16 protein-coding genes, 1 tRNA gene and 1 other annotated feature are annotated in these 19,660 nt (G+C 53.5%); of the genes, 4 read left to right on the forward strand and 13 right to left on the reverse strand.

Going from position 1 to position 19,660, the window contains the following annotated elements; translation table 11 throughout:
* Nucleotides 1-8: 8 nt before the first annotated feature.
* The 4 genes from KJS42_RS09130 to gpr form a co-directional block, all read right to left on the reverse strand.
* Entirely contained in the window at nt 9-1,079 is a 1,071-nt protein-coding gene (locus KJS42_RS09130; protein ID WP_193416396.1) for a LacI family DNA-binding transcriptional regulator, read from the reverse strand.
* Between the two features lie 92 nt (nt 1,080-1,171).
* The gene (locus KJS42_RS09135) at nt 1,172-1,684 is read right to left on the reverse strand and encodes a hypothetical protein (protein ID WP_155605620.1); all 513 of its coding nucleotides are present in this window, start codon (nt 1,682-1,684) and stop codon (nt 1,172-1,174) included.
* Between the two features lie 36 nt (nt 1,685-1,720).
* Nucleotides 1,721-3,091 (reverse strand): stage II sporulation protein P, encoded by a 1,371-nt coding sequence (locus KJS42_RS09140; protein ID WP_244868425.1) that lies wholly within the window; start codon nt 3,089-3,091, stop codon nt 1,721-1,723.
* 147 nt (nt 3,092-3,238) lie between these two features.
* Nucleotides 3,239-4,252: a GPR endopeptidase gene (gene gpr, locus KJS42_RS09145; protein WP_213622642.1), complete on the reverse strand. Its 1,014-nt coding sequence runs from the start codon at nt 4,250-4,252 to the stop codon at nt 3,239-3,241.
* 205 nt (nt 4,253-4,457) lie between these two features.
* Between gpr and rpsT the strand changes: the two genes are divergently transcribed.
* The gene (gene rpsT / locus KJS42_RS09150; protein WP_193416398.1) at nt 4,458-4,730 is read left to right on the forward strand and encodes a 30S ribosomal protein S20; all 273 of its coding nucleotides are present in this window, start codon (nt 4,458-4,460) and stop codon (nt 4,728-4,730) included.
* Between the two features lie 112 nt (nt 4,731-4,842).
* Here the strand turns inward: rpsT and holA are convergent, their stop codons facing one another.
* The 6 genes from holA to KJS42_RS09180 form a co-directional block, all read right to left on the reverse strand.
* Nucleotides 4,843-5,865, reverse strand: a complete 1,023-nt coding sequence (gene holA / locus KJS42_RS09155) for a DNA polymerase III subunit delta (RefSeq protein ID WP_193416399.1) — start codon at nt 5,863-5,865, stop codon at nt 4,843-4,845.
* A 1,349-nt stretch (nt 5,866-7,214) separates the two neighbouring features.
* Nucleotides 7,215-8,435, reverse strand: a complete 1,221-nt coding sequence (locus tag KJS42_RS09160; RefSeq protein ID WP_213622643.1) for an anti-sigma factor family protein — start codon at nt 8,433-8,435, stop codon at nt 7,215-7,217.
* Nucleotides 8,432-8,980, reverse strand: coding sequence for an RNA polymerase sigma factor (locus tag KJS42_RS09165; RefSeq protein WP_193416401.1), 549 nt, complete (start codon nt 8,978-8,980; stop codon nt 8,432-8,434). The genes KJS42_RS09160 and KJS42_RS09165 overlap by 4 nt, the downstream gene beginning before the upstream one ends.
* 205 nt (nt 8,981-9,185) lie before the next feature.
* Nucleotides 9,186-11,780, reverse strand: a complete 2,595-nt coding sequence (locus tag KJS42_RS09170) for a DNA internalization-related competence protein ComEC/Rec2 (protein ID WP_213622644.1) — start codon at nt 11,778-11,780, stop codon at nt 9,186-9,188.
* Nucleotides 11,781-11,887: 107 nt separating this feature from the next.
* A complete protein-coding gene (locus KJS42_RS09175; protein WP_155605626.1) occupies nt 11,888-12,406 on the reverse strand; it encodes a deoxycytidylate deaminase in 519 nt (172 codons plus the stop codon).
* Between the two features lie 41 nt (nt 12,407-12,447).
* Entirely contained in the window at nt 12,448-12,987 is a 540-nt protein-coding gene (locus KJS42_RS09180) for a ComEA family DNA-binding protein (RefSeq protein ID WP_213622645.1), read from the reverse strand.
* 214 nt (nt 12,988-13,201) lie between these two features.
* Here KJS42_RS09180 and comER point away from each other — a divergent pair, with 214 nt between their 5' ends.
* On the forward strand, nt 13,202-14,137 hold the full coding sequence (gene comER / locus KJS42_RS09185; protein WP_213622646.1) for a late competence protein ComER: 936 nt from the start codon (nt 13,202-13,204) through the stop codon (nt 14,135-14,137).
* Between the two features lie 40 nt (nt 14,138-14,177).
* Here the strand turns inward: comER and leuS are convergent, their stop codons facing one another.
* Nucleotides 14,178-16,619 carry a leucine--tRNA ligase gene (gene leuS / locus KJS42_RS09190; protein WP_213622647.1) on the reverse strand — a complete coding sequence of 814 codons (2,442 nt, stop codon included), beginning with the start codon at nt 16,617-16,619 and terminating at the stop codon, nt 14,178-14,180.
* A gap of 102 nt (nt 16,620-16,721) precedes the next feature.
* Nucleotides 16,722-16,938: a binding site (T-box leader), on the reverse strand.
* A gap of 168 nt (nt 16,939-17,106) precedes the next feature.
* Between leuS and KJS42_RS09195 the strand changes: the two genes are divergently transcribed.
* A tRNA-Pro gene (locus KJS42_RS09195) sits at nt 17,107-17,180 on the forward strand.
* Between the two features lie 244 nt (nt 17,181-17,424).
* Here the strand turns inward: KJS42_RS09195 and KJS42_RS09200 are convergent.
* Both KJS42_RS09200 and KJS42_RS09205 read right to left on the reverse strand, forming a co-directional pair.
* Nucleotides 17,425-17,934 (reverse strand): DinB family protein, encoded by a 510-nt coding sequence (locus KJS42_RS09200; protein ID WP_213622648.1) that lies wholly within the window; start codon nt 17,932-17,934, stop codon nt 17,425-17,427.
* Nucleotides 17,935-18,254: 320 nt separating this feature from the next.
* On the reverse strand, nt 18,255-18,614 hold the full coding sequence (locus KJS42_RS09205) for a winged helix-turn-helix transcriptional regulator (protein WP_155605631.1): 360 nt from the start codon (nt 18,612-18,614) through the stop codon (nt 18,255-18,257).
* A gap of 222 nt (nt 18,615-18,836) precedes the next feature.
* On the opposite strand from KJS42_RS09205, the gene KJS42_RS09210 reads away from it, so the two are divergent.
* Nucleotides 18,837-19,358 (forward strand): dihydrofolate reductase family protein, encoded by a 522-nt coding sequence (locus tag KJS42_RS09210; protein ID WP_213622649.1) that lies wholly within the window; start codon nt 18,837-18,839, stop codon nt 19,356-19,358.
* Nucleotides 19,359-19,660 lie beyond the last annotated feature (302 nt).

The raw sequence follows: 19,660 nt of genomic DNA on the forward strand, positions 1-19,660 counted from the left end.
CTCGCCTTCTATCGCCCGGTCTGTTGTGGTTCGGCGGTAGAGTCCCGGTACACGGTTTCGACGGATATCATGATTTTTTCCTGTGGCGCATCTGGATGAGCAAGCCGGTCCATCAGCTTTCGCACCGCGCGCTGGCCGAGGTCCTCTTTCGGCACATGGATAGTCGTAATCGACGGCGCGTTGCGGGCCGCATCGTCGATATTATCAAACCCGCTGACAACGATGTCCCCAGGCACGGTTAACCCGATCTCGCCCAGGACGGTACAGGCATGGATGGCGATGGAATCATTCGCGCATACCAGCGCCGTCGGGAGCGTCTTTGCTTTTCTCCTCCGTTCCAACCACCCTTGCAGCTCGTCCCCGTATGCCCCGGTATCGATGCCTTCCAACTGCAGCATCGGATCATCCGGCGCTTGAGGTGTTAGGCCATTCTCCTCCAAAGCGCTGCGGTAACCGATCCAGCGATCCCGGAAGCTTCGGGAGAAAGCCGAGTTCCCCAAGAAGTGCAATTCCCGGTGCCCCAGTCCGATCAAATGGGTGGTCAGGCGGGCCATCCCGTCAAGGTTGTTCGCAAAGACCGTGTCGCTGGGAATCAGCGGGTCCTCATGATCAACGAGGACCATCGGCAGTCCAATCCGGTGCACCTCCAACAGGAATGAGGTGGCGATTTGCCCGACCCCGATCATTCCCAGAATGCCGTCCGGATTGAGGATATGCATAAAATTGTCGCCCCGGGGTTCCGATACGATGATCATCCCCAGTTGCTGTGCCTCCAGTTCCCGGGAGATGCCCTCCAGCAGCCGGCCCCAATACAGCGATTCCTTGTTTTGAAACCGGATATTCGGCATCAACACCAGCACCGACTGCTTGCCAGCCGGCGCCGGCAGCGTTGTGCCCGAGGGAATGACGTTCTTGACGTAGCCGTTCTTCTGGTTAAAGTAGCCGAGCTGGGAAGCGGCTTGAATGACCCGCTCACGGGTCTGTTCATTGACTCCTCCCTTGCCGGATAAAGCCTTGGATACGACGAATTTCGAAACGCCTAAATGATCGGCAATTTGCTGCATCGTAATTTTCTTCAAAAGTTCTGACCTCCGAAATAACGAATCACGAACGGATTCATAACAATATAACAACAGTATAACAAATCCGCCATTCGTTATAAATCGTTATTTCATTCGCCGGGACCAAACAGGGAGGCTACCCAATGAATGCTCTTCTGCGATGCCTGTTGCAGCAAATGAGCCGCCTTGTCGGCAAAGCGGTCGACAGCCGGAGGCGACGGCGGCGGCATGAGCAGATCCGCCGGCGTTTGCATCACTTGGCCACCTGTCGCCGGGTTATTAAATCCGTTAGTCACCGTGCTCGGGGTGGTTGCTCCAGGTTGGGCCGAGCCGTAACCTGGGGCCATGGTATACCCGCCGGTTGTCCCCTGTGGCGCGGCATAGCCTTGGCCGGTTGTGGTCCAGGCGGGGGTGGCAGCACCGGATGACCAGCCATTGCTGTATTGCTGCTGCGGATACGGAACCCCCACGGACTGTCCGTTTGCGCCAACCGTCGTCCCTCCGGTTTGAAAGCCGGGGCCGTACACCGACGTTGTTCCGCTTTCGGCGAGCTGCATTCCTAGCGTCACCCCTGCCGCCAGCAAAAGGCCATATACCAAGGTTTTTCGCAACGTTTTTGCCATGTCTGTCCCTCCCCCGTTTCCTTCGTTAAATGAAACTTAAGATTTCTTGCTCGATTCGCCGGCTTTGGGTGAGCCCTTGCTCACTCCGTTGGATGCATTGGTTCCGCTAGATGCGCCACCGTTTGTTCCGCTTTTCGTCAGCTTGCCCGCTTTCTCCGCGTCCTGGCCTTCCCAATACAGATCGGCCAAGATCCCTGCTAACACCTTCGCGGTGCGCTCCAGCTCTTCCTCGCTGTTGTCGATCCCGCCGATTTCGATCAGGACGCTGTTGGGCGACAACGACTGGTTGTACTCCCCGTTGCCCTGGGAAGACGTCTTCCCCCATATGCCCCTGGAAATCCCCGGATAAACCTTCTCCAGACGATCATGAATCGAGCTCGCGAATTTCTCATTCTCGCGCCAGTTCTCATTGCCATGCCCGATGATGAAATAAACCTGAGCATAATTGACGCCGTCAATGGTCGTGGTCGTCTTGTCATGGCGTTGCGAATCGCGGTGGATATCGATAAAATATTGCAGCTTGCCGTTTTCGGCCATCGCCTGCTTCACGGTCTCTCGTGAATATTTATATGAATAGTTGTAGTTGTAATTGCTCACCTTGCTCGCATAATTTTCGAACGAGTGCAAGGCGGCGACTCCTTTGCGTTCCAGCTCTTTCGCCAGCGCCTCGCCAACCAGGCCGACGTTCTTCTTGTCTTCCGCCGAGCTAGGGTTATCCACATCAGTACCCAGCACTGGATTATATGATTCTTGCGGATGCGAATGATAGATCATCACGATATTTTTGTTGCCCGGTTGGATCGAAGGCTCCCCCTGATCCCCAGAGGTGCCGTCTGTCTTCCCAGGCTCCTGTTCCGGTGGCTGTGATTCGCCCGAATCGGCTTCGCCCGGCCCTGGGTCCGCGTCATCCCCGCCTTCATCGCCATTCGGCTCCGGGTGATCTGGCGCGCTGCCATCCGCGCCTGTACCCGGCCGGTAATCCTCGGGCGCTTGGGCCGTGCCATTGCCGGAGCCCGTACGCAGCAGGATCGGGCTATCGGCACCCAGTCCCGGAACTTCTCGGGCGACCAAACTCTTCGGATCGGATGGATTCACGTCCGTCAACAGCTGGAAGACGAAATTCGTCATCTGGCGACCCGATATCGCCGGCGTTTGCTTTTCGCTGGCCGCGTGCGGCAGTTCCATGCCAACCATATCCATGAAAAACCCGCTCGATAGCGACGCCGCCAGCCCCTTCATCGAAGAAACCGGGGACGTATTGAGATTCTTCTCGGCAATGCCCAGCACCCCCAACATGACGAAAAAGATCACCGACATGACCGATAAAAGCAAAAATGTGCGTCCCAGCGCCAACACATGCAACAGATTCCGTCTCATTTTCCCTAGATTCCAAGCCTTGAATTTCATATGCGTGTCCTCCTCCAGCCGCTTTCGAACTATATTCCAAATCTATGAACCTAGTTCAAAGCCTAGAACCTCGAATTCTCACAAAAAAAAGAAATCCGCTAGATTCACGGATTTCTTGAGATTCGGGAGAAGGAGGAGGATGCGGCCTTAATGGGTATAAGACGCCACGTTATCTGGTGTAACTGCCTCGTGCAATGAGATGTTCAGACCGCTCGCGATAACATTCGCCACATCTTCAATGAATTCGTCGATTTCTTTCGGCGTAACGATGAGATCATGGCCAAGCGGTTCGAGCACCTCTTTGACGAGACCTAGCCGCTCGCTTTCATTTAAATCGTTAAGCATGCCCATGATCTGTTTCGTAGGCGCGTTCCCGTCGTCGCTTTCTTCATTGAAATGACTCTTCATCATATCGAACACATTATTGACGATCGTGGATGCATAGCACACTGTCGGTACGCCTATCGCGATGCAAGGTACGCCCAGAATTTCCTTGGTTAGTCCCCGACGTTTGTTGCCAATGCCAGAGCCGGGATGGATGCCGATGTCTGCGATCTGGATCGTCGTATTTACCCGTTCCAACGAACGTGAAGCCAATGCATCGATGGCGATGATCAGATCCGGTCGCGTCCGTTCCACGATTCCTTGCACCACTTCGCTCGACTCAATGCCGGTAATGCCAAGCACGCCAGGAGCGATTGCGCTAACTTCTCGGTAACCCGGTGCGACCTGGTCCGGCGTCAGCTCGAAGTAATGTCGGGTAACCATGACATTCTCTACCACCAGCGGTCCGAGTGCATCCGGCGTAACATTCCAGTTGCCCAAGCCGACGATCAGCGTCTTCGCTCCCGGTCCGACCCCGATTTTATTTAAAAATGCGGTAAACTCCTTCGCGAACGCGGCAGCGACCTTTTCCTGCAGTTCGGTATCCTGATTCCGGAGGCCGGGGACCTCCAAGGTCACGTAATGTCCCCGGATTCGTCCGATTTGCCGTGAGGCCGCCTCGTTGGTCACATCCAGCCGGGTGATCTTGATTCCGTCCTGTTCCTCGACCTGTTCATTTAGCCCGGGAACCGGCCCGCCATGGGCGGTCTCCGCGATCTCCTTCGATTCAACGGCCAAGTCAGTACGTACGGAATACTCCCGTAAGTCTAAATTCATGCCATATGACCTCCATTTCCTCTGATTGCCTTTATTGTGCGGGAGAGGGAATGTGTTTATGCATGCCATAGGTCAAGCGGTAAAACTTGCGAGAAATCGAGAGATTCAGTATGATGAATTTATTGCTTTTTACTATCTTGCGTGATAAAATATTTTAAGTTGTGAATCATCTGGGTTGATATATGCTTTACAGGAGGTGAATGCAATGCCAAACATTAAATCCGCTATCAAACGCGTGAAAACGAATGACAAACGCCGCGTGCTGAACGCTTCGCAAAAATCCGCCCTGCGTACGGCTGTGAAAACTGCCGACACCGCTCTGGCGAACAACGAAGTTGAAGCAGCTAAAGCTGCTTTCGTTGCTGCTACCAAAAAATTGGACAAAGCTGTTACTAAAGGTTTGATCCACAAAAATGCAGCTGCCCGTAAGAAATCCCGCTTGGCTAAAAAATTGAACGAACTTACGTCTAAAGCGTAAGACTCGTTAATGATAATGAAGTTTTTCTTCAACTAAGCTCAAAGAGACCTGAACGATGAATCGTTCAGGTCTTTTTGGCTTTTATTGAGGGGGTGGGGGACGTTATTCGCCTCTAGGCCCCCAGTTTTAGCAGGAATAACTCCAGCCCCAGCACTTTGTCGATTTGCCCGCTTTTCATCCGGTAATCCAACTCGGCCAGCTCGGACAGGATGGTTCTCAGCCGGCCGGCTTCAAATTTCCGGGCCTGATCACCGGCCAGCTTAACTACGTACGGATGCAAACTGAGCTGCGAGGCGATCTGTTGCTGTGAGTAGCTCTGGCGTCCAAGTTCTTTCACTTGCAGCATGATCCGGAACTGGCGGGCGATCAACGCCGCGATCTTGATCGGCTCCTCGCGCTGCTTCAGCAGTTCGTAGAAAATGCCAAGCGCCTGCTCCAGTCGAATCGCAGCGATATGCTCCACCATCACGAACACGTTTTGCTCCGTGCTGCGAGCAACAAGCTGCTCAACTGCCGCGGTATCGATCATCCCGCCGGATCCGGCGTACAAGCAGAGCTTGTCCGTTTCCGCAGCCAAGGCTGCCATCTGCACGCCGCTCGCGGCAATCAACGCCTCCGCCGCGTCGCGTCCGATCCGGCAGCCGCGTTTCTCCACCTCTTGCACGACCCACTGTACGAGCTCCCCGCCGCCCAGCGGCATAAAGGACAACACCGTACCGGCTGCCTTAATCGCTTTGACGACCTTCTTCCGCTCGTCCAACTTCTCGCCGTTCGCCACAAACACGATCACGCTATGCTCAGCCGGGTTGCCGATATACGTCAGCAGCGTCTCCAACTTATGCTCGATTTTGCCGCCTTCCTTGCCGCCTGCTACAAGCAGTGCGGAGTCACGGACAACAATCAGCTTACGCTCTACGAGAAAGGGCATCGTCTCCGCTTCTTCGACCACGACCTCGATTGGGGTCTCCGTCAGATCAAAAGAAGCCAAGGCAAAGTCCTTTTGATCCCGATCCACAAGCTGCTCCTGGAGCAGGCCCACGAACTCTTGAATCTGGTATTTCTCCGTACCGTAACAAACGTATAGCGGGGAGATCCGCCCCTGCTTAATGTCTTTCATCGCTTGCTTTGCGTCCATCCGGGTTCTCCCTTCCGTCTTCATTGCCTCTAACCATCATACTTCGATTTTGCCCATTCGTCCAAACCCTGTTTGTCGCTCCTGCTCGAAAAAACGAAAAAATAGCCGCTGATCCGGCCAGTAATGAGCTAATGTGTGTTGGAGTTGCTGTAGTGTGTTGGAGTACAGTAGTTGCCGTGACATGCGGAAGCAGGTCAGTATGCTGTCAGATGTCGTTGTCGTTGTGCTGTAGATGATGTTGTGTGTTGGAGTTTGCTCGTTTTCTGTAGTTGCTGTTGTTGCTGCAGAGTTGCATCGTGTATTTTGCTGACGGTACATTGTAATGTTCAAGCGTCGTGCAGCAAATGTTCGGCCAAAGGTATCGTAACGGAACGTACAGCCCTTATTTGCCCATTTCCCTGCGATTTCCCGCTGTAACGGAACCCAGAGACCTTATTGAGCTATACCCATGTGGATTGAGCTGATTTCAACCGAAATAAGGTCTCCTGGTTCCGTTAGAAGTCTAAGTAACGGATAAACGTTCAAATAACGGCACTGAGTTCCGTTAACATGCTGAAGGTTAGTGAAATACAGCAGGTTGAGGCAGGTTGGGAGCACCGAGAAGGTTGGATGAAGCTAGGGACTGAGTAGCGGAGCGTAGCTGGGGGCTACGTGAGCATCGGAAGGCCCGGCTGAATTCAAGATTCGACGCCGAGTAATCTCCCCTGAGCCCGCTTCGTGATCTCGAGCTGACTTTTTAACTTCCCCCTTCAAATGAAGGTTAAAAAGTCTGGTTGGGAGCACCGAGAAAGTTGAATGAAGCTAGGGACTGAGTAGCGGAGCGTAGCCGGAGGCTACGTGAGCATCGGAAGGCCCGGCTGAATTCAAGATTCGACGCCGAGTAATCTCCCCTGAGCCCGCTTCGTGATCTCGAGCTGACTTTTTAACTCCCCCCTTCAAATGAAGGTTAAAAAGTCTGGTTGGGAGCACCGAGAAGGTTGGATGAAGCTAGGGACTGAGTAGCGGAGCGTAGCTGGAGGCTACGTGAGCATCGGAAGGCCTGGCTGAATTCAAGATTCGACGCCGAATAATCTCCCCCGAGCCCGCTTCGTGATCTCGAGCTGACTTTTTAACTTCCTCTATAAATGCAACAGAGGGACCTCTGCCTCTTGGCGAAAGATCCCTCTGTCCCGGAACATCTATATAAACGCGGGCCGAAAAGCTCTAGAAACTCTCCCGCCAGCGGTCATACGACGATCAGGGGTCCAAACCGCTATCTCTACTATACATATAACCTATTCCATATCTCCTGAAAAGGTGCCAGCCGCATGTTCAAAAAACCGCCCAATTTCGTCCGTCCGCGTTCTTGTTTAGGGCTGCGTTCCTTCCGCAGCGGCTGCGGCCGCCTTCTCGGCATCGATCGTACGAACCGCTGAGGTTCCGTCGATTTCTGTCTCGTACGTAAATACAAGGCCATCCTCCGACCAAGCGCCGTCGACCCAATTTCCGTCGATCGTCTCATCAGCCACCTGTTTCCGATCCTGGACGTCGAGACGGTAGACATACAGGTGTCCATCCTTTAACTCGGCTTCAAACTTCCCATCCGGCGAGGTCCAGCTATTAAAACTGGCGATGCCAAACTTTCCCTTTGGATCATCCAGGGTCAATTGCCGGTTAATCATCTCATCATCCTCAAGGCTTTCCGGAGCTTTGGCATCGGCCGCAGGGTCCGAATTCCCAGCTTCAGGCGTAGTCGGATCCTGAGCAGGAACACCCTCGCCTTGATTTGTCGGCACCGAATTGCCTTTCGTCGGATCGCTCTTTCCGGCATCTTGCTCGCTTGGAGCCTTGGTGCCTGATTGCGAGTTCCCTGGCTTAGCTCCAGGAGCAATAGGATCCGTCGAATCTCCCGTCATGTTCCGGTCATCCGCACCACCGGAATTTGCACCCTCGTTCGGGGTGCCGTCCTCCTTCGGCGCCAGAGCATCCTGATCTTCCATCTCAAGGCTGCCGGCATTGCTGCCATCCTTGAACAGCTGCGCGTTTCCCACCGCATCGCCGGCCGATTCTGCGGCTGAAGAATTCTCGTTGGCCGAATCCGTTAACGAGGTATTCATGGCGATCTCGGCATCCGATACGGTGCGTGGTTCATATTGATAAATGAACACACCCAGAATCAAAGCAGCTGCCACGCCCAGCGAACCGTACCGGTAAATCCGGCTCCGTCGCAACCCTGTGTCCGCATCCTGACGGCGCGAGCTGCGGCGGCTCGGCAGCGTACCGCCTTGACCGGTTCCCGCATCGACTTGTACCGCCGTCATCGGCAGCACCGTCTCCTCGGCAGCGCTGCCTCCTTCAAGGCGAGCACGGTCGATTTCATCCAGTTGCGGCAGGATCGCATCCACGAGGCTATAGTTCGGAACCACCTTCGGCAGCTCCTCCAATTGCGCAGACAGCTTGTTCAACAGAGCAAACGTTTCAGCGCATTCCCCGCAATTACGAATATGCTCAAAGAGAAGAAAACTTTCCTCTTCGTTTAAATCATGGTCAAGATAACGATGCATCCATTCCACCGCCTCCGGGCACTTCATCCTGATACACCACCCTTCTGATAATCTTGGAGTAAATGCTGCAGCTGCTGTCTGGCCCTGAATAAATAGGATTTCACTGTATTCAGCGGCAAATTCAAGCTATCAGCGATTTCGTTATACGAAAAGTCCTGTAAATACCTCAGCACAACCACCGATCGGTGGTGTTCCGGCAATTGTTCGATCGCGCTGCGAATGTCCTCGGCTAAATAGCCCGACATGACTTCCCGCTCCACGCTATCATTCCCCTGAAACACCATTTCGTGCTCCTCGATGGATACCGTTGGCTTATTCCTACGAAATTTGTCGATACAAATGTTAGTTACGATCCGTTGGACCCAGGTTTTGAACTGCGCTTTTTCCTCATAAGAATCGATTTTGGTATAAATGCGAATGAGGGCTTCTTGAGCAGCGTCATGCGCATCCTGCTCATTGTTCAAAATATAGTAGGCCGTCCGGTAAACATGTTGTTCAATTTCTCGCAATAGGGTGATTAGAGCGTCGCGATCGCCCGTTTGAGCGGCTCTGATGAGTCCCTGCTCTACCACTAAGGCTCCCCCTTCCTTGCATCCTTACAGACGCTAACGTCCGACAAGATGTTGCAATGTTGTTACTATTTTTTATAAATAATTTGGAGTCCATCATCCGGTATGAAATTCAAGCATTTCTCGTGCGGAATCCTTTCAATCTCACCTTAGGATACCAAAAAAAACAGGCCCCGTCATCCTGCCGAAATCAGGGAAGGGCCTATTTTCACGGGGTTTGCTGTAGTTTGCTTCTGACCTCGATCCTCCCCCTGCGCACTCTCATCTGAACTTCACCTTGCTTGTCGGTTCGATAGATTCGGATGTTCTGCCCGTTCAACCGATCGACGACCGTGGGATGCGGGTGCCCGTAGGTATTCGCGGCTCCAACCGAAATCAGTGCCGCTTCCGGTTGCCAGTATGCCAGCCATGCCTCGGAGGTGGATGTCTTGCTGCCATGGTGAGCCACTTTCATAACATCGATCGAATGTGCCGGTGTCGTTGGTACGGAAGCAGATATCTTTTCTATCTCTAGCATCTCCCGCTCCGCCGCCTCATCCATATCGCCCGTGAACAAAAAGGAAGCCCCGTTCAGGTCCAACCGAAACACGATGGATTGGTGGTTTTGTTCTTTCACGAAAGGAATCCGGCTTGTCCCTTCCGTTTCGGTTAGCGGATAAAGCACCTCCACGCGGGTGCCCTTATCCGGTTGCAAGTTCATGCCGCGGCTTGCCGAATATACCGGAATCCGCCGAGTTAGGGCCGTCTCCATCAAGGTTGTCATCGTCTTCGACTCCGCCAGGCTGCCGTTGATCAGCAGCGCTTCAACCGGGAACGAATCCAGTACCGCCTGCGCCCCACCGATATGGTCCTGATCTCCATGCGTCAAAATCACCGCGTCCAAGCGGTGAACCCCTCGTTTCTTGAGCAGCGGAACAACCGTCTTTGCCCCGACTTCAAAAGGTTCGCGGCGCTCCCGCCAAGCATCCTTCGCTTTGCGAAACGACACCGTACCCCCGCCGTCTACCAGCAGATGCTTACCGGAAGGGGTCGTGATCAGGGCGCAGTCGCCTTGACCAACGTCGATGAACTCGATGTAGCCTGAACCCTTGTTGTAGGCCGGGGTATAACCGGATATCAGCAGCAGCACCAAACCTGCAGCTATGGTTAAGCGCAGAAAGTCTCCGCGCCTAGCCCATACTCGCTCTCTTAGAGGAAAGGATGTCGGTTCTGCCACCGGTCTCAATGGGACCGTGTCGTCGTCTTGCCACTGAGGGGTTAACGCTTCTGCAGCAAGGCGCTCGCGCCGTTTTCCCCAATACAGCACTAGGTAGCACCCGACATAGAAAGCCGCAACCCAAAGCAATGAGGGGGATTGCCAATACGTCATGAAGCCGCTACGTGCGCTCAGCCAGCTTGTCGCCTCGAACGTCACCGTATTCAGCCACCGTACCGGAAATGCCGCCCATAAACCAAGCCGAGTCGACAGGAAGCTAAGCAGCAGTGCCCCCGTTCCGAGTGGAAGCGCCAGTGTGCCAATAACCGGTACAAGCAGTAAGTTAGCCAGGACCGACAATAGAGAAAACTGGTTGAAATAGAGAATCGTCAGCGGAAAAGAAACCAGTTGAGCCGCAAGCGTGATCGCCACGGCGCTCCCCATTTTTCTCGGTAACCACCGAAAGTACGGCGATAGCAACGGCACGAATAGGATCAGCCCCGCCGTCACCGCAAACGATAGCTGGAAGCTGACGTTCAGCAAAAAGTACGGGTCCCAGACTAACATCAGCATCGCAGCCGCAGCTAATACATTAAGGCTGTCTTTCAACAGCCCGCGCCTTAGTAAGTACAGCCCCAGCATCGTCATCAACCCGGAGCGAATGACCGACGGCGAGAACCCGGTGATCAGCATATACGCCGGAACGAACGCCAACGCGGCCGTGATCGCGGTCTCCCGAGTAACCCGGCAAAGACGAAGCAATCCGAATAGGAGCGCGACGTTTATCGCCACATGACTGCCCGAGATCGCCAAAATATGCGTTAGCCCAAGCTGCGTAAACTCCGCATATTTGTCCGGGTCAAGGTCATTCTGCAGGCCGATCAACAGCCCTTTCATATAACCTGCCTGCCATTCCGGAAACAATCTTTCGATGCGTTCGCCGAGCCGATCACGCAGTGCATCTATATAGCCCATAACGGCGGCGACGCCTCGGGTTGACTGTACCACTTTTATAGACGAGGCACCCGGCGCCTTTACCAGCCAATGAATCCGCTGCAGATGCAAATACCGGCGGTAATCAAACGCGCCGAAGTTGCGTGCCGATTGCGGCGCTTCGAGCGTTCCGTCCAGAGTCACCTGGAGGCCGCGCCACCAAGAGGCCGCCGTAGGCAGTTCCTTTTGAGCCGCCAGCCGCAGCTGGACGGCCACCTTTTCCCCGCCGGGGATGTCCTGGCTGACCTGCGGGCTTGATCCCGCAGATAGCAAGGAGAGCCGGCTTGCCTTCAGCGTAAAGTCGGCGCGATCGCCGTCGATCTCTACGGCCGAGACGATCGTTCCCTCCAGACGTACGGCTTGTCCGTCCACAGGCAACCCAATCCGGGTTTTATTCCCCGTTTCGTTATAAAGCCAATAACCGCCTGCAAGCGAGAAGGCCAGCCAGATCAGGACCAAACTCCGCCAAAAATGGCGCCCGATCAAGGCGATGGCTGCACATATCAGCGATAGTCCCAGCGCAAACAACCAAAAACGCCAGCCGGGATACCCCGCCGCCAAACCGCTGCCGGCCATCCAGCCGCAGGCGATCGCAGTTAACGGTCTACCGTTCATCGGAACCCCTCCTTATCTGCCTAAGCAAAAAAAACACCCCACCCGCCCTAAGGCGAATGAGGTGCTCCCACATTCCAACAACAAGTTTGAATCGTATTCGGTTACGTTTACTCTTCCACCTGCGAGATTGATTCCTGCGGCGGATGATAACCTTCCAGACGGCGGAAGGTGATTCCCTTCTGCGCCATCATGGCGGTTACCTTGCCGGTATCCTTCGGATAGGACCGATGGAACACGATCTCCGTAATGCCGCTGTTGGCCAACATGTTCGCGCAAGTCCAACACGGCTCGTCCGTCACGTATACGCTGGACCCTTCCCGATCGATCCGGTCCGTGAACAATAGCAGGTTCTGCTCGGCATGGATGGTGCGGACGCAGCGCTGCTTCTTCACCATCTTCTCCTGGCCGTCTTCAATCACGAGTTCATACTCTTCCGCGATCATACATCCGGCTTCCGAGCAATCCGGAACGCCGGAAGGGGCCCCGTTATAGGCCGTGCCCAGCAGCTTCTTCCCTTGAACTAGTACGGCGCCGACATGACGACGGTTGCAGCGCGACCGCGTCGATACCATATAAGCGATATCCATGAAATACGTATCCCAGTCTTTACGATGGTCCGGATTCATCCCATTATCACCCTCACAAGTCGTCTTTCGATCCCATCGGCCTACAGGCCGATGTAAGGCTTCATTTTCTCCAGCATCTTGTCCCCGATCCCTTTGACCTGAGTCAAATCTTCGATAGAGGCAAATGCGCCGTGTGCATTGCGGTAATCGAGGATCGCCTGCGCTTTCTTTTCACCGATACCGGGAATCTCTTGCAACTCTGCCAAACCGGCGAGATTGATGCTGATCTTTCCGGTCTCGGCGGTCTTTCCGCCCCCATCCGTTGGGGTCACGGCTGCGCTACCCCCTCCGGCCTCGCTACCTTGCGCAGCGTTCGCTCCGGCTGTGGAAGTTGACGACGCCGAGCTGCCGCCGACCTTCGCAGTTTGGCTCTCGCTCACTTCCCCCGTGTTGCCCGCTGCAGCCGCAGCGCCAGAGTCCTTGCTTCCTGCGCCTTCCTCGGCCAGTGCTGATTTCACTTCAGCATTAACCGGCATCCAGCCCTCGATCCCGGCGGGATCGCGGCCGCCCGTCGCCAGGAGCATCAAACCGGCGCCGATCACAGCTGAAGCTATCGCTGTCAATACGAGTTCCTTCCGCATATGGTAACCCACTCCCCTATCAAACCTCTTAAAAGAATCCACTTATAGTCATGAAGATCCAATCAAGCTGCATACATATTTATACAGGTGAAGTAGAAACGGCAGAAGTAGGTTCACGCGAGAGTAAAGCTGACCGTTTTTGAATCATGAACAAATGAGATCTGCCTTATCGTTTTACCAAGACAGTGCGTTAAGCACGGAAAGGGGAATCCGGATGAAAGTCGCCTTCATCGGAACCGGATCCATGGGAAGCCTGCTCATCGACGCGTTTTTGCGTTCCGGCACGTTGCTTCCACATCACATTTGTGCCAGCAACCGTTCTCCCTACAAAACCAAATGGCTGGCTCAGCGCCATCCCGGTCTGCTGGCGTACAGCAACAACGCCGAAGCCGTGCAAGGAAGCAAAATCGTCTTCTTGTGCATCAAACCCCTGGATTACCCCGAAGTGATCGCGGAAATCCGGGACGTGCTCGACGAGAAGCAGATCGTCGTGTCGATCACCAGCCCCGTTCAGATCGAAACATTGGAAGAGGCCCTTCCTTCAAAAATCGCCAAGATCATCCCCAGCATCACGCATTCCGTTCACAGCGGTGCATCGCTCTGCATGTACGGCAAGCGGATCCGCCCCGAGGATCGCTTGCTGTTGGAACAGCTGATGTCCTCGATCAGCACGCCGACCACCCTCCGAGAGAGCGAAACCCGGATCGCTTCCGACTTCTCGAGCTGCGGTCCGGCTTTCGTCGCGTATATGCTGCAGCTTTGGGCGGAATCAGCCGCCGAACTGACGGGAATCGGTTATGCCGAGGCGATCGAGCTTGGCTCGGAAATGCTGCTTGGCACCGGCAAACTCCTGACCGAAGGCGGCCTAAGCCCGGAAGAGCTGATCGAGCGGGTTGCCGTTCCCGGCGGAGTAACCGCCGAAGGCATCGCCGTACTCGAATCCGGTCTGCGCGGTGTATTTACCCGCCTGATTGAAACGACGCACCGCAAATATGACGAGGATATCGGCAAGCTGCACGCGCTCTTTCACCCGGATAAACCGGAGATTTCTCCGCCATCAGCTAACCCAAGATCGGTGTGCCCGGAGAAGGAAAGTCCCCTAACCGATGTCAAACCACCAGACGGATCAGGGGCAACCTCCATTTCCTGAACAAACCGTTCATCTCGCAGGTGAATGGAGCTATAGCTATCTATCCTACGACGATATTAACCAGTTTGCCCGGTACGGCAACGACTTTACGAATCGTCTTCCCAGCCACGGCCTGCTGCACGCTCGGCAGGCTTAAGCTATGTTCCTGCATCACTGCCTGATCCAAGTCCTTGGAAATTTTCGTGCGTTCGACGATTTTACCATTCACCTGCACCACGATTTCCACCTCGGCTTCAACGGTCCAAGCCTCGTCGTACGCTGGCCATGATTCATACGTAATCGTACCGGTATGGCCCAGCCGTTCCCAGAGTTCTTCCGCCAAATGCGGAGCCAGCGGGGACAGCAGCTGTACGAAGTTTTCCGCCGCCGCTTTCGGCACGGCATCTGTTTTGTAGGCCTCGTTGACGAAGATCATCAACTGACTGATCGCCGTGTTGAAACGCAGGTTCTCAAAATCCTCCGTCACTTTCTTGATCGTCTTGTGCCAGGTACGTTTAAATTCGTCGCTGCCCCCGTCCGTCGTAATTTTCGAATTCAGGCTGCCGTCCTCGGCGACGAACAGACGCCAAACACGGGACAAGAAGCGGTGAATGCCATCCACGCCGCTAGCGTTCCAAGGCTTGGTCGCTTCCAGCGGCCCCATGAACATTTCATAGACGCGCAGCGTGTCCGCTCCGTATTCGCCCACAATCTCGTCCGGATTGATGACGTTGCCGCGGGATTTACTCATTTTCTCGTTATTGGTGCCGAGAATCATCCCTTGGTTCACCAGCTTATGGAACGGTTCCTTGGTCGAGACGACGCCTAGATCGTACAGGACTTTGTGCCAGAACCGAGCGTAGAGCAGGTGAAGCACCGCATGCTCGGCCCCACCGATATACAGGTCAACCGGAAGCCATTCCTCCTGCTTCTCTTTCGAGCACAGCTCGTTGTCATTATGCGGATCGATATAGCGCAGGTAATACCAGCAGCTGCCGGCCCATTGCGGCATCGTGTTGGTCTCGCGGCGAGCCGGTTTACCGGTTTCCGGATCAACCGTGTTAACCCAGTCGGTGACGTTCGCGAGCGGCGACTCTCCAGTACCCGACGGTTTGATGGCGTCGACATCCGGCAGGACAAGCGGGAGCTGATCCTCCGGTACCGGCTTCATCGTGCCGTCCTCCAGATGCAGGATCGGGATCGGCTCCCCCCAATACCGCTGGCGGCTGAACAACCAGTCGCGCAATCGGTAAGTCACTTTGCCGCGGCCTTTGCCGTTCTCTTCGAGCCAGGTAATCATTTTCTTGATCCCTTCCTCTTTCCCCAGCCCGTTCAGGAAGCCGGAGTTCACATGTTCTCCTTCTCCCGTATAAGCTTCCTTCGCCAGATCGCCGCCTGCGACCACCTCAATGATCGGCAGATCAAATTGCTTGGCGAATTCGTAATCGCGCTCGTCATGCCCCGGTACTGCCATGATGGCACCCGTACCGTAACCTGCGAGCACGTAGTCGGCAATCCAGATCGGCAGCTTCGCGCCGTTCACCGGATTGATCGCATAAGCGCCGGTGAATACCCCAGTTTTCTCCTTCGCCAAATCGGTGCGCTCCAGGTCGCTCTTGCGCGCTGCTTGGTCTTGGTAATCCTGCACCGCTTCGCGCTGGGCATCCGTCGTGATGGTTTGGACCAATTCATGCTCCGGCGCTAGCACCGCATAGGTGGCTCCAAACAGCGTGTCCGGGCGCGTCGTGAAGACCGTCAGAGAGTCATTCCGGCCTTCAATCTCGAATACGACCTCAGCCCCTTCGGATTTCCCGATCCAGTTGCGCTGCATATCCTTGATGCTTTCCGACCAGTCCAGTTCCTCAAGGTCTTCAAGCAGCCGCTCGGCGTATTCGGTAATCTTCAGCACCCATTGGCGCATCGGTTTGCGAATAACCGGATGACCGCCGCGCTCGCTCTTGCCGTCAATGACCTCTTCGTTCGCCAAGACCGTTCCCAGTGCCGGGCACCAGTTCACCGGAACTTCGGCTACATAGGCCAACCCTTTCTTATACAGCTGGATAAAAATCCATTGCGTCCATTTGTAATAATCCGGATCGGTCGTGCTGATCTCGCGGTCCCAATCGTAGGAGAAGCCCAGCGACTTGATTTGGCGCCGGAAATTGTTGATATTCTTAACCGTAATGTCCCGCGGATGCTCGCCTGTATCAAGTGCATGTTGCTCCGCCGGCAGTCCGAAGGCATCCCAGCCCATCGGATGGAGTACGTTGTAACCGCGCATCCGTTTGAAGCGGGAGACGATATCCGTGGCCGTGTAACCTTCCGGATGGCCGACGTGAAGACCGGCCCCCGATGGATAAGGGAACATGTCAAGCGCATAAAACTTCGGTTTGCCTGACTCTTCCCGCGTTTTGAAAGTGTGATGCTGATCCCAGTAAGCCTGCCATTTCGGTTCGATGGCCTGGGCTCGGTAAACGTCATGGGGCACGTTGTGGTCCGCCATAATTCAAAATCCTCCTTGAAATACCAAATTAAGATGTGGGCCAAAAGTTGACTTTTTGAACTACCTTTAACAAAAAAACCTCCCGACCCGTAGCGTATAATCGCTAGGGACGAGAGGAAGTTTCCCGTGGTACCACCCTAGTTAGCATCGGACATGCTTTGTCCTAGCTCCCTTTGGACCCTTAACGCGGGCAAAACGATGATGATTTGCGCATCATAACTCCAAGGCGAGTTCGTCTGCATTCCCCAACCGGCTTGCACCAAACGCCGGCTCTCTGGATGGCGGAATTCAAATTACTATTCCTCTTCAAAGTTCCACAATATAGAATTGGATTATCAATCATTATATAAAATAATGCCACGGATCGTCAATGTCGGAACGATTGCCCTTCGTTCGCAATTTTTTCACCCGTAACCCTCTTTACAGTTTCGCTCAAGAGAGTATAATTTATTAATGTTTCCCCCATAAAAATGAGTACTACAACTGACGAGACGTGGCTCAGCTTGGTAGAGCGCTTGCTTCGGGAGCAAGAGGTCGCAGGTTCAAATCCTGTCGTCTCGATTCTTATTTTACGGTTTTGAATCAATAGACAACACCTATTGGATATTTAATCCAGAAGGGAGTTGTTTTTTTGTTGTTAAAATTATCTTTATTAAGAACTTCATCGGTGAACCAATCGCTGCTGTTTTTTCAACACGTCTTGCCCTCTCTTCATATCAGTCTATGAAAGAGGCGGGAAGAGTGCCCTAAAGTAAGGACGGAAGCCGCGTTGTCCACGTAGCTTCCGTCCCAATCCTCCGGACGACTAACTCAAGTAACGATTTCGGATAACCCCCATGTGATGAAGCTCGTGTCCTGCAATGCCGTAAGCGAGCGCACGCGCCGTAATGCTTACGTTGTTGGCTGTGCCCTTGCGGGACCATGCCTCCGTCGGTAACCCTCGCAGCAGTGTGATCGTCGATTGCCGTACGGCCCGGTAGTCTTCGGCCAATTGCGCCGTTGTCCAGCTTCCGAAAGGAGGAATGAACAATTCCTGATCGAAACCGGGCAGCGGCGTCTGATCCCCTCTTGCAAATCGGAGCAGGCGGTAGGTCATGACGCGTTCACTGTCTGCGATGTGGCCCACGACTTCTTTCAGCATCCATTTCCCCTCCGCATACCGATAGACGCTCTGGCTTTCGGTCAACGATGACAGTAGCTCAGTCATTTGCTTTTCCTGAGCGAGCAGAATGTCAATGATGTTGCCTTCCGGCACCAACCGGATATACGCGCCGGCGTCACCGGCGTATTCTTCTTCTGATGGTCTTTGGTTCATGCATAATCACCTTTCTATGAAGATATAGACATGTCTATTGAATTCGCGAAAGAATAGAACTTTCCTTCCAAAAATTGAGATTATGCAACTACTTTGTTGGTCGGCTGCCACGCTAAACTGCCCGTTCGTATAACACCCGCCGTCAGTCTAATGTAGTGTAGTGCTTAGGAAAATTTAATTGAGCCCATCACCCTCATTTGGATGCTTTTTATCCGCAAATTTTATAGATAATGGGCTTCTTTGTTTATCTATACAAAAAACCTGTCGTTTCGACAGGTTGAATAATCATCAAATGTGCAGCGCCAAAAACATGGAGCGCCTCATTTCTCAATCGTCTTATTCCGCAGATATGAGCCATGCTCCTGAGTCCACGTCCACATCGCCTCAAAAATCGGTTGCAGCGCCTTCCCGCTCTCGGTAAGGTCATATTCGACATGCAGCGGTATGCCTGGGTAAAGAGTACGCGTGACGATTCCTTTTTCCTCTAACAGTCGCAAGCGATCTGTCAAAGTTTTCGGACTAATCGGTTGCAGTTTACGACGTAACTCGCCAAAACGTCGATTCCCGTTGAACAGTTCGAATAAGAGAAGAAGCATCCACTTGCCATCCAAGATTTCCAAGATAGGCTCAACAGTACCAGGGCATGATCGATCCATCACGTTTACCACTCCATAGTTCATTTTTTGAAACTATTGCACTTAAATGTAACTACTTTTCAAATGTAACACAGATCAATTAAGATGTGAAGCAAGGGCGGGAAAACATGTTGGGCATTTCGTTAGGAAGGAGGATCAACTTGATTAGACCCTGCAGAGACCCGTTCACCGACCGGTGGCTACCTTACCGCGGGTGTCAGCCGCTATCCGAACATGATCGAAACGAATATGAGGAGGAGTAAGACAATGAAAACCATTCTATGGGGAACCTTAACCGCCAATGGAAATTATGCACAATCCGGCCCCGAAAATCCGCCGAGAAAAGAAGCGTTGGACGACTTCTTTACACACGCCAAAGCTGCAGGAAATTTCATTGTCGGGCGTCGGACCTTCGAAGGAATGCGTGGCAGCGGTGGACCAGGGCCTTTTGCCGATATCGATATCGTTGTTGTTTCTAAGAGCGCCACGGAAATACCGGGCGTAAAGGTTGTGAGATCGCCAGAGGAAGCCTTGGATTACCTGCAGGAAAAGGGCCATCAGACCGCTCTTATTAGCGGCGGAGCTGATGTCCACAATTCATTCCTGGGTCAAGGACTTGTAGACGAAGTGATTTTCAATGTAGCACCCATATTGGAAGGCAGAGGGTTAAATCTCTTAATCGACAAAGACAACTATCGATTTAAGCAAGTGCAACTATTAGACTGCAGGCCTCTCGGCAGCGGCGTCGTTCAACTGCGCTATGCGATTAATCGAACTTTAGGAGAATAGCCAAGAGTATCAAGAACATCGTTTGGATGCCTTCTATAAACTGAAACCCAACTTAGACTCTCCGCCGCGTCTTGAACCGAAGGGGATTCCCTTTGACAATCAAAAGTATTCGATTATCGTAACCAGCGAGATAAAACAGGTTTTGAATAACAAAAAGACATTGGATAAAGCGCTGATTTCCATTCAGACGCAAGTTCAAGCCAGCCTGGATCAAGTGATGAAGAAACAAACAAAGAAATAATATACTGGGCTGCTTGCACACAAACAAACTCGCGGCGATGAGGCCGCGAGTTTGTTTTGCT

The organism is Paenibacillus sp. J53TS2, assembly GCF_018403305.1.
GTDB lineage: Bacteria > Bacillota > Bacilli > Paenibacillales > Paenibacillaceae > Fontibacillus > Fontibacillus rhizolycopersici.